General features: G+C 38.0%; 11 protein-coding genes and 1 pseudogene. 7 read left to right on the top strand and 5 right to left on the bottom strand.

Features of this window, described 5'->3' with window-relative positions; translation table 11 throughout:
• Window positions 1-82 precede the first annotated feature (82 nt).
• From Q9R21_RS12985 to Q9R21_RS13000, 4 genes are all read left to right on the top strand, one after another.
• Entirely contained in the window at window positions 83-631 is a 549-nt protein-coding gene (locus tag Q9R21_RS12985; protein ID WP_148334890.1) for a PadR family transcriptional regulator, read from the top strand.
• Between the two features lie 14 nt (window positions 632-645).
• A complete protein-coding gene (locus Q9R21_RS12990; RefSeq protein WP_180037338.1) occupies window positions 646-1,578 on the top strand; it encodes an alpha/beta fold hydrolase in 933 nt (310 codons plus the stop codon).
• Between the two features lie 19 nt (window positions 1,579-1,597).
• Window positions 1,598-2,302: a Sir2 family NAD-dependent protein deacetylase gene (locus tag Q9R21_RS12995; protein WP_311204643.1), complete on the top strand. Its 705-nt coding sequence runs from the start codon at window positions 1,598-1,600 to the stop codon at window positions 2,300-2,302.
• 85 nt (window positions 2,303-2,387) lie between these two features.
• Window positions 2,388-3,287 carry a LysR substrate-binding domain-containing protein gene (locus Q9R21_RS13000; RefSeq protein ID WP_005103429.1) on the top strand — a complete coding sequence of 300 codons (900 nt, stop codon included), beginning with the start codon at window positions 2,388-2,390 and terminating at the stop codon, window positions 3,285-3,287.
• A 249-nt stretch (window positions 3,288-3,536) separates the two neighbouring features.
• Here the strand turns inward: Q9R21_RS13000 and map are convergent, their stop codons facing one another.
• Window positions 3,537-4,331, bottom strand: coding sequence for a type I methionyl aminopeptidase (gene map / locus Q9R21_RS13005; protein WP_311204644.1), 795 nt, complete (start codon window positions 4,329-4,331; stop codon window positions 3,537-3,539).
• A 350-nt stretch (window positions 4,332-4,681) separates the two neighbouring features.
• Between map and brnQ the strand changes: the two genes are divergently transcribed.
• On the top strand, window positions 4,682-5,968 hold the full coding sequence (gene brnQ, locus Q9R21_RS13010) for a branched-chain amino acid transport system II carrier protein (protein ID WP_148334894.1): 1,287 nt from the start codon (window positions 4,682-4,684) through the stop codon (window positions 5,966-5,968).
• Between the two features lie 586 nt (window positions 5,969-6,554).
• Entirely contained in the window at window positions 6,555-6,773 is a 219-nt protein-coding gene (locus tag Q9R21_RS13015; protein ID WP_004645284.1) for a hypothetical protein, read from the top strand.
• A gap of 113 nt (window positions 6,774-6,886) precedes the next feature.
• Here the strand turns inward: Q9R21_RS13015 and Q9R21_RS13020 are convergent, their stop codons facing one another.
• Window positions 6,887-7,345, bottom strand: a complete 459-nt coding sequence (locus Q9R21_RS13020) for a hypothetical protein (protein WP_311204645.1) — start codon at window positions 7,343-7,345, stop codon at window positions 6,887-6,889.
• A gap of 117 nt (window positions 7,346-7,462) precedes the next feature.
• Here Q9R21_RS13020 and Q9R21_RS13025 point away from each other — a divergent pair, with 117 nt between their 5' ends.
• Complete coding sequence (locus Q9R21_RS13025) at window positions 7,463-8,326, top strand: alpha/beta fold hydrolase (RefSeq protein WP_311204646.1); 864 nt, start codon at window positions 7,463-7,465, stop codon at window positions 8,324-8,326.
• 199 nt (window positions 8,327-8,525) lie between these two features.
• On the opposite strand, the gene Q9R21_RS13030 is transcribed toward Q9R21_RS13025, so the two are convergent.
• The 3 genes and pseudogenes from Q9R21_RS13030 to Q9R21_RS13040 form a co-directional block, all read right to left on the bottom strand.
• On the bottom strand, window positions 8,526-8,747 hold the full coding sequence (locus Q9R21_RS13030) for a hypothetical protein (RefSeq protein ID WP_213687369.1): 222 nt from the start codon (window positions 8,745-8,747) through the stop codon (window positions 8,526-8,528).
• A gap of 173 nt (window positions 8,748-8,920) precedes the next feature.
• The gene (locus tag Q9R21_RS13035; protein ID WP_311204647.1) at window positions 8,921-9,949 is read right to left on the bottom strand and encodes a DUF4435 domain-containing protein; all 1,029 of its coding nucleotides are present in this window, start codon (window positions 9,947-9,949) and stop codon (window positions 8,921-8,923) included.
• Window positions 9,942-11,440, bottom strand: a pseudogene (locus Q9R21_RS13040) (hypothetical protein); the annotation flags it as partial. The gene Q9R21_RS13035 and the pseudogene Q9R21_RS13040, both read right to left, overlap by 8 nt.

Below are 11,440 nucleotides of genomic sequence, written 5' to 3' on the forward strand. Positions count from 1 at the left end.
TTGTTGCACTAATTTATATGCCAGAATTGATTTTTATGCAACATGTTGCATAATAATCCTGAGTCACTTTTTTGAGACGCTTATGTCTTTAGCGCATGTTTTATTGACCAGCCTGATTGAAAAGCCCAGCACCGGAATCGAACTGGCCCGCCGTTTTGACCGATCCATGGGCTTCTTCTGGAATGCCACTCATCAGCAGATTTATCGCGAGCTGAATGCCATGCTGCAAAAAGGCTGGATTTCGACGATAGAAGAGGAAGACTCGAATAGCCGCAAAAAAACTTATCAGGTAAAACGTCTGGGCCGGGAAGAACTGGCCAACTGGATGCTACAACAAAGCCCACCGGCACAACTGCGCGAAGAACTAATGGTACGTCTGCGTGCCGAAGCCCAACTTGGTGGCAATAACACCTTGGCAGAACTGGAACGCCATCTGGAACTGCATAAAGAAAAACTGAAAACCTATCAGCAGATTTTTGCCAAAGACTTTGCTCAAGCGGACAAAACTGACCGTACCTTATATATTCATAAAATGATTCTGCAACTGGGGATTGATCAGGAACTGGGTTGGATTTCCTGGCTGGAACAGGTTATTCCGCGACTGCAACAATTTGACGCACAACAATTATAAATACGGAGACACACATGCCCTTTTATCGCATGCCCGATGGTGAACAGCTGTTTGTACGCGAATACGGTCGGGGACAGCCGGTACTGGTACTCTCTGGACTTGGCATGCTGAGCTGGCAATGGAAAGCTTTTCTCTATCCGCATCAGAAAAATTTCCGTTTCATTATTCCAGAATGGCGCGGCTTTGGGGCTTCCAGTCGCTGTAAAATTCCGCCAGATAGGGATGCGATTTCCAGTCACTGGTTGGATATTCAGTCGGTAATTCAACAGCTCAATTTAGATAAATTCATTGTGCTTGCTTACTCTATGGGCGCAACCACAGCAATGCACGGCATACATTATGGCAACTTTTCCAGTCAGATTTCTGCTTATTTACATATCGATCAAACACCTAAAATTCCGGTCGATGATGCTTGGGCTTTTGGACTTTTTGGTCCACGTCATCAGGAATTTATCGACATCCTGCAGCAGCTCTCTGCCCTACTTGCACAATACCAGCAAGTTGAATTGATCCGCGATCTCGACATTTCGGTACGTAAACAAATCGCTGCCCTATGGCTAAAGTTTATTCAGCTACAAAATGAACAAAAATATAGTCTGAAAGCTTTCGCATTTATCCTAAATCAACCTCGCCTGCAAAGCCTGTTATTACCTTCCAGCCGGGTGGATTATATGGCGTGGTATATCAATAATTATTTATATCATCGTGAAGATTACCGCGAGGCTCTAGCTCAGCTTAGCTGTCCGGTGACCTTCTTTAGCGGTGTACAATCCAAGTTGTATCCTTTTGAAGGTCAGCGCCTGATTGCAGAAAGCCTGCCTCATGCCAAACAGATAATTTTCAGCAAGTCTGGCCATACGCCTTTACTGACTGAACCGCTAAAATTTTCCCGAGAACTTGGCATCTTCTTGAAAGAAAATTCGCAATCTAGCGGTTCAGCTACCTAAAGATTCAGGAGACAGAATAATGAAAAAGCTGGTGGTCTTTTCCGGTGCAGGCATGAGCGCCGAAAGTGGCATTAATACTTTTCGTGACAGTGATGGACTTTGGGAACAGCATCGTATAGAAGAAGTCGCCACACCCGAAGCCTGGGCCAAAAACCCACAACTGATACAACGCTTTTATAATGCCCGCCGTAAAAACATTCTGGAAGCACAGCCAAATGCAGCCCATCAGCTGATCGCCAATCTTGAAGCTAACTTTGATGTGCATGTAATCACTCAAAATATTGATGACTTGCATGAACGTGCCGGCAGCTCCAAGGTGATCCATTTACATGGCAATATTCGTCTAGCCAAAAGCTCAGGCCCCGATGCACAAAGCACGACCGAGTTTTATCCAATTGAAGGTGCTGAATTAGATTTAAATCAACACTTTTGTAAGGCAGGCTATCCGTTACGTCCGCATGTGGTCTGGTTTGGCGAAGCCGTGCCCGCGTATGAAGAAGCCCAAGACTGTGTACAGGATGCCGATATTTTTGTGGTGATTGGCACCAGCCTACAGGTTTATCCGGTCGCCGGGTTAATTCATGATATTCCTGCGTACTGTCAGGCCTATTACATCGACCCGAAAGCCGAACAGCAGTATTTGCCTTCACATTTTCACAAGATTACTCAAAACGCGACCGATGGCATGCAAACACTGCTAGGTTTACTGAAATCCGCGAATTAAAATCTTTATGCACTACATTCTCTGATTGACAGTATGCAACAATCAATTTTTAATCAGCTTATCGTTGCAAGAATGGAATTAAACCATGCTGTCTGATCTGGATGACTTTTATTGTTTCGCTCAGGTGGTGGAACATGGCGGCTTTAGTGCAGCCGAACGTGCAACTGATATTCCCAAATCCAAACTTAGCCGCCGGGTGTTTAATCTGGAAGAGCGTCTGGGTGTACGTCTGATTCAGCGCAGTTCGCGTCATTTTGCTGTGACCGATATCGGCATGAATATTTACCGGCATGCCCAAGTCATGCTGAGTGCTGCACAGGCAGCGCATGATCTGGTGGATCATCTGAGTACCGAACCGCGCGGAACCATTAAAGTCAGTTTGCCAGTGTCTATTGCCCAGAATGAACTGGCAAAAATTCTGCCAGATTTTTTAAAGAAATATCCTGAAATTAAAGTCCAGATGATGATCACCAATCGCCGGGTCGATATTATCAATGAAGGCTTTGATCTGGCCTTACGTGTCCGTTCCAGCCTGGATGATGATCCGAATCTGGTGATTCGCCAGTTTGAAAAAATTGAGCAGCACTTATTCGCCAGTCAGGGTTATTTAAACGAATTTGGTGAACTGAAAAACCCTGAGCAACTGGCTGAGCATAAAATCCTGAGTATGGCCGAAGACCATACCGAACAGTTTCTGACCTTACAAAATGAACAGCAGGAACAGAAAAAAATCCGTGTCAGTCCAACCGTCATGGGTTCTGACCTAAATATGCTGGCACAACTGGCCGCGTCAGGCTCAGGCGTCACTTTGTTGCCAGATAACGTGGTCGAGCAGTACGTGGCAAGTGGTGAACTGGTTCGGGTGCTTCCTGACTGGAAAGCACCGCATGGTATTTTCCATGTGGTTTATCCTTCACGTCGCGGCTTATTACCTGCAGTACGGGTCTTTATTGACTATCTGGTCGCTGAATTAAATCAGCGCTAAGTGATATGCTTTTGAGAAAAACTGGACAAAAAAATAGCTCATTCTTGGGGAAAAATGAGCTAGAGAAACTTTCACTACAGCATAGTAAGCGAAAAAAAGGGAACCTATGTATCTGACTCTTAGTTTAATCAGATATAAAATCCTAAACCACTGTTTAATGTAGTGTTTTGTATGTTTTCGTCAGTAAGCACCAGTGAGTTGTAATTTATGTAAGTGGATTATCTTAATAAAGATCATTCAATCAATATTTTAAATTTCCAGATACTGGCCTGTGCCTTCAGGCCAAGGCGACAAGACTTCAAACCCGGTTTCGGTGACATAGACCATATGTTCCCATTGCGCCGACCAGGATTTATCCGTGGTGACTACAGTCCAGCCATCTTTCAGCTCTTTGACGCGGGCTTTTCCCATATTCACCATCGGCTCAATGGTAAACACCATGCCTGGAACCAGTTCAATGCCCTGACCTGGCTGACCGTAATGCAGAATGTTTGGCTGCTCGTGATAGACCTTACCGATGCCGTGACCGCAATATTCGCGCACGATGGAATAGCCTTCACGCTGTGCGACCGTTTGAATCGCATAGCCGATATCACCTAGAGTCGCGCCCGGCTTCACCGCATGAATCCCGGCCACCATGGCTTCATAGGTGGTATTGACCAGTCGCTTGGCTTCTGGAGATGGAGTTCCGACATAGTACATCCGGCTGGTATCACCGAAATAACCGTCTTTAATAATGGCAACATCAATATTGATAATATCGCCATCCTGAAGAACGACTTTTGATGATGGAATGCCGTGACAAACCACTTCATTCGGTGAAATACAGGTGGTTTTAGTATAGCCATAATAGCCAATATTGGCTGGCGTCACCTTTAATGTATTTACAATAAAATCATGACAGAGATCATCCAGATATTCAGTCGTGACACCTGGCTTGACATGCTCCCCGATCATCGCTAAAACCTCTGCAGCCAAACGCCCAGATATCCGCAATTTTTCAACATCTTGCTCAGTTTTAAGACTAATCGCTGGAGCGCGCATATACCTATCCTCACTATGAATCCCTGAATTATAATCCCTTTTTTGCGAAATATGTCGCAGTTGTTGAGTTTCGGCACAGCAATTTTCCTTGAAATAGGAATTTTCACTGCTGTTTATTTGTACAAACAATAACTGACATATTTTGATATCAAGTGCAGATATTTTTTGAGCTTGTAAGGAAAAATATATTTTTCAGCGATTTATCAAACATATATTTCTACCAAGATTTGAATGACTGGTTATATGATTCGCAAACTCACTAGAATCAAGGCTTCCAGCCTTAAAATAAACTCCAAAAAATTGGACATATACACTAAAATCGCTTTCTTTTGTTCTATTGATCTCCCTTTATGACAAGTCTGCGTACCCGGGATATTGTCGCCCTAGGTTTTATGACCTTTGCACTGTTTATTGGTGCGGGCAACATTATCTTCCCACCGATTGTGGCTCAACAAGCCGGTGAACACGTATGGCTCGCTGCTTTAGGTTTCCTTATTACAGCAGTCGGCTTACCCGTGATTACCATTATTGCGTTGTCTCGCGTTGAAGGCTCCATTCAGGCACTAAGCTCGCCTCTGGGCAAAGCAGCCAGTATTTTGCTGACTGTAATCTGTTACTTAGCTGTTGGCCCTTTATTTGCGACGCCACGTACCGCAACCGTTTCTTATGAAATCGGTTTTTCATCTTACTTTGGCAATGAATCTGGCAGTCTGCTCATTTACAGCATCATCTATTTTGCTGTGGTGACCATCGTGTCCTTATATCCCAATAAGATTCTGGATACTGTCGGCTATTTCCTGTCGCCACTTAAAATTATTTCTTTGATCATTTTGGGTGTAGCAGCCGTGATGATTCCTGCCAGCAATCCGCCTGCAGCGATCGATAATTACGTTACCAGTCCAGTGACTGAAGGCTTCGTAAATGGTTATTTAACCATGGATACTTTGGGCGCTTTAGTTTTCGGTATTGTGATTGTCAAAGCCATTACTTCACGTGGTGTAACCGATAAAAAACTGATTACCAAATATGCAGTGAATGCCGGCATTATTTCTGGTATTGGTTTAACTCTGGTGTATTTAAGTCTGTTTAAACTTGGACTAGGTAGCCATGAGATTGCACCAAATGCAGCCAATGGTGCCATTATCCTGCATGCATATGTACAACATGCTTTTGGCGATATGGGTGCTTACTTCCTGTCCGGCATGATTTTTATTGCCTGTATGGTCACTGCAATTGGTCTGACCTGTGCCTGCGCTGAGTATTTTTCCAGCTTGACCAAAATTCCGTACAAGATCTTTGTATTTATTCTGGTGGGCTTCTCACTGGTGATTTCAAATCTGGGTTTAACCAAACTGATCGCTGTTTCGGTTCCAGTCTTAAGTGCGATTTATCCGCCTGCCATTAGCGTCATTATGCTGAGCTTCTGTGCAAACTTCTTCAAGAAACCATCTCATGTGATTGCGCCAGTGACCCTGGTGGCCTTGATCTTTGGTATTTTTGATGGATTAAAAGTCGCTGGTTTTGAATTGCCTGCATTACTGCAAAATTTACCTCTATCAGATCAGAATCTGGCCTGGTTTATCCCGTCCATGATTGTATTGCTGATTACAGCTGTGATTGACCGTATTAGAAACTAAAACTTCTAGGATGTCTGAAAAATCGTATTTTTACCCAAAATCCGGTTTGAGCGTGATCAATAATTGTCAGGTTTTACCCAAACGGACATTTATTGTTTCTTAATAATGACATCAAATCACCGCTGTAAATCTTGATACTAAGATTTTCTATAAAATATGATGTATAGAATTGCACTTTAATTATTTTATTTTTTATATAAATATAAACAAAACTTTAATTTCCTGATTTTAGATACCTATTGTTGCCAACTTAAACCAAGTCCCCCTCCGAGTCATACGCAAGCTTACAAAGTATTGATTAACACTACATATCTTTGGCGTAGAATTTGCATTTTCTATCTGGTCGCATTGATCAAATGATGACTACATCTTATTTCCAAAATTAGTTGGAGGTGAAATCTGAAAATATAATTCTTGCCTAATCAAGTAATTATGTAGTTATACGACTAAAGATGACCATTTTGATTGTAAAAGCCTGCCACAGCAGTTGCAAAGGTCCAAATTAAACAGTACAACTATATATTCAATTCTGACTGATTAAATCTGCTTTAATCTTCAATAACATAAATAAATGGGAGGGATGGAGATGTTATCATTACATTTCAACAAGCAAGTCTTCATTGACGCTCTTAAAGCCAACAACACCAATCTGGTGACATTTATATGCACCACTTTTGCACTCATGCTGACTTTAACCGTCCATTGCTTAATTCAAGGTAATTTAAAACTTGAATACTTCGGCTATGCACTGATTGTCTCAGCTGCGTTTTTCCTATGGGCTGCCATAGACCAGAAATACCGATAATCAAATTTTAAATTAGCCCAGATGGATGATATGGCCAGTCATCCATCTGGTGAAAAAAGTGTTTTAATTTTCAATCATTCCGACATCATTTCAGAATAACTATAAAAAGAAGATTAAAATAATCCCGCAAATGCCCCATAGAGCAAGATCCCCGTTCCGCCCAATTCTGCGACAATTAAACCCAGCATGGCGAAAGTCATTAAACTTCCTGGCAAATGAAACTTACCCAACTGATGCGGCTGTTTAAACTGATTTGTCGTGTCTTGCAGAAAACCATGCAGCATATAAGCGGCAATCGAGAAGCTGAAAAACAGAATATTGATCAGTACGCAAATCAGATTCACCATACTCGGCAACACTGAACAATAGGCCAGCACTGCCAGAATTAAAGTTGCAGGTGCATAAAGCAGGCTGCTGCGATGAGCAATATCGACATAATAATGTGCACGTGACTGAGGCGATTGACGGATCTGCCAGTATTTCCAGACGCCGGTAAACATCCCGATCCACAAGAATATCCCACTAAAAATAATGGCAGTTTTAACGGCCAGCTCAAGTTCTATTAGCTGCATAAGTTTATTCCATGTCTATTATTTTACTGACTTTTAAGTCATGTTTTCCCCAAGCTACCCTGCTAAAAATCTATACAGTAAAAGCTTCATGGGATTATAAAAATCATAGTGTATCGTATGTCTGAATTTGAAACATTGACTCTGCAATGTCAGGACGGCTATCGCTTAAGTGCACGTTTTTATGCAGCTATTTCTGAAACTTACAAACTTCCAGTATTAGTCTGTCCGGCAACTGGCATTACTAAACAGTTTTATCATCAGTTTTGTGTGTGGTTACAAGCGCAAGGCTATGCGGTTATGGTCTTTGATTTCCGGGGGATTGGTGATTCACTACATGGCCCGTTGAAAAATTCAAAAGCCAGTATTGTGCAATGGGGTCAACTGGATATACCGGCCGCAATAGATGCTTTATCAACGCGTACTAATGCAGAAAAAGTGATACTACTTGGACATAGTGCCGGTGGTCAGCTTTTAGGGATCGTACCAAATCATCATAAAGTCGCAAAAGTGGTGGCTGTCTCTGGCTCTACCGGACATGTGAAAGGACTCAAAGGCAAAACCAAGTTACTTGCGCCAGTGATGTTTAATGTCATTTTCCCACTGGCACGCTTCACTAAAGGCTATGGCCCGACTCAAGTGATTGGTATGGGTGAAAACCTGCCTAAAGATGTGGCTCGCGAATGGGCGCAGTTCTGTAGTAAACCGGGTTATGTAATCAACGCGATTGGTAAAAATATTGCACCATCCCATGATTATCATGCTCAAATCACCTGCCCTGTGACTGCAATCTGGTCATCTGATGATGAGATTGCCACCGAAGCCAATGTGAAAGATTTACTACGTTTATATCCAAACGCAAAAACCCAAATAATTGAACTTAAACCTAAAAGTTATGCCTATAAGGCCATTGGTCATATGCTGATGTTTAAAAAATCGCATCAGAATTTATGGCCGGTGATTGAGCAACAATTGGCTGTTTAAATCAGATTTAGATGGTTATTTGCAGGCTGCTGTGTTCTAATACGCTTAGTTTGAGATGAGCCTCTTACAGTATATGGGCTTGACCTATATACGACTAGCCCCTAACCATGGGGCTTTTTATTGTCTGAATATTTTAAAACGTATATAAAAATGGGCTGACGATAACGCCAACCCATGTCTTTCTTTATCGAATTAAATATTATTTTGACTCAATATCATAGACCCAGTTTCGTGCCTGTTTGTCTGTGGTCGTTTCACAAACGTAGTAGTCATGATCCCATGAATCAGGATGGAATATTTCCTTTTTAGTATAGGTGACATTTTTGCCTTTTTCGACGCAGATAAAGCTGTAACCTTGGTCTTTGACTTGCGTTCCGTTGAGAAAACCACCAATACAGAGAAATCGGGATTGTTTAGGCATAAACTTATGTCTACTTATTAATGCTAAAATATATTGTAATTAAAATAACTCATAGTCTAAGTTTTAGGTAATAATAAATTAAAAAAAGAAGTCTATATAAATAGAACATTTTAGATGATAAGCCCTTATGTACAGAACTTATCATATTTCACAACCTAAATATTTTTTTAAATTTATGCAGCCATTGTGAGACTTTGACTTTTAAATTTTTGTAAAAACTCCTTTAAACAATCAGGCTGATCAGCATACTGAGAAATAGATGATACAATTGAGCTATTGTCAAAGCTTAGTTGAACTTTATAGAAATATTGCTTTTCAAGTGATTTAGTTTTTTTCAGCAAATTTCTCTGCTTAAAGCAAATTGGATTTTGTATATTATTTATATCATCAATCAATTTTCTTATATAAGAACACAAAAAGTTAATTAAAAACTTACCTCTAATGTCCTTTATATACTTCCCAAGATCATTATGATTATATTCTTTAATTGCAGCATTATATGAATCTATACTATAAGATAAAGAAATATCTTTATTAAAACATGAATCTATATTTTTTCCAGAAACAAAACTAATTTTATCTAACTCTATCTTTATTGAATTAAGATTTACATCTGCTGAATAATATTTAGGCAATTCCTCATTAAGAACTTTAGCAGATATTCTAGTAGCTCTATATCTTTTATCCACCTCTTTAATTATATCTATATAATCCTTTAACCTAGCAGTATAATTACTTAAAACTACCTCATAATCTTGATAAAAATCATTAAATTTTTTTACATTAAAATGAGCTTCTAATATTTTTCTAAAACAACTTAATGATAAATAAAAATTCTCATAGGAATAACATGGTGTCTCATAAATTCTATGGGGATATACATTATTAAAACCTATACCATAATCCTTATCTACCAAACCAAAACATTTAGATTTTCTATAAGACTCTTGATCTGAATTCTCTAAAATATCTATTAAATCAGTAACATTTTTCTTACCATTACATCTTAAATAATAAATGTTATTACTTTCTAGAAAACTACTACATGGCACGACATAATAAGGTTGATCATTTCCTTCAATACAAACTATAAAATCGTATTCCTCTGAAGCGACTACTCTTGTGAATTCTTGAAAATATTTTGTAGGTAGATTATTAGCACGATTTAATAAATCTTGTGCTACTACTGATATTTCACTCACTATCAGTCTCCTCAACACATTCATGTATATATGTAGTAGAATACTTAAATTTATTGTTAAAAATAAAAGGTGAATGAGTTGTCGCAAAAATAAATTCACATCTATTTGAAGCCATCATATCTGGTAGTAATATTTCCTGCCAATCAACAGATAAGGATAACTCTGGTTCATCAAAAAGAATCCAATAACCAGCTCCTTTTATATTAACTTGTTTTTTTATTTCACTTGATTCATCTTCTAAATTAACATTTGGTAAGTGTGAAAGATACAGTTTAGCGAATAATGAAATAATTTGTTTTTCACCTGAAGATAAGGAAGATAATTTTATATTTTTATATGTTTCATCCTTCCTAATTTTTTCAATTTTAAATATTAGATTTTCTTTATCATATGTAAACCTTTTATTAAATAAATATTTATTGCACACATTTATATATTTAATAATCTCACTTTCAATATATGACTGATTATCATAAATTTCACACATTCTTTTTATTAACTTTAATAAAAATTTATCTTCAGTATGCTTATTGATAAAGATAAATTTTAATTTTAATTTATTATTTTCATCGATCTCTTTACCTACTCTCTGTAGAACCTTAGCAAAATATTCCTCATCCTTATCTGTCCATTTATCAATAGAGTAATCAAAATTATGATCTCCAGAAATAAACTCGTTTAATGCACTACTATTTATTTTATTAAAAGATTTTGTTGCATAATTATTTAGCTTGTCAGTAATTTTATTAAAAAGAGAACTAACATCACTTACCCCAAAACTTAGAATAGCACCTTCTTTTAAGCTAATTTCTTCAGAAAATAAATCAATTGAATCATGTTCGATTCTCCGGTAAGTAGGAAGAAAAATTAATTTATCTGTTAAGAATGATAGTACTTTTTTATCTTGTTCATTATCTTTAATATTATCTAAAAGTATAAATTTTAAGATACCCTTTAATATTGAAAATGTTTCATTACGTGAACCAATAGAATATCTACCTTCTAATTGATATAAAAATCTCTCAGTACTTAAATAATAATATAACCCTACTAAATCATTGTAAGTAAATCTAGACAACCTCTCTATATACCTATCGATTTCATAAGATTCATAGTCAAAACCACTTTCTGATAATAATTTATATAAATATTTTTCTGCCTCAATAATATTACCAATACTAGTTCTAAAATTTCTATTATCCAATATTGCAATAAAGTTAAAATACTCAAATAGAAATTTTTCGAATGCTGAATAACCAATTTTTTTAAAAAATAATTGACCGATATTTTCTATTAAACGAATGTTAGTACTTATTTTTTCACTATTTCTTGATTTATCAAAAATTTTCTTTAAATTTTCTCTATTATTAATTTTTTCTAATTTATTTTTCTCAAATACAATTTCGTCTCTCCCCCTAAATTTTAAAATACATTTATTAAAATCATATTTCTGCAACCCATTAACATCATTTTTTAATGCATAATACATAA

Source organism: Acinetobacter sp. RG5, assembly GCF_031844265.1.
Lineage (GTDB): Bacteria > Pseudomonadota > Gammaproteobacteria > Pseudomonadales > Moraxellaceae > Acinetobacter.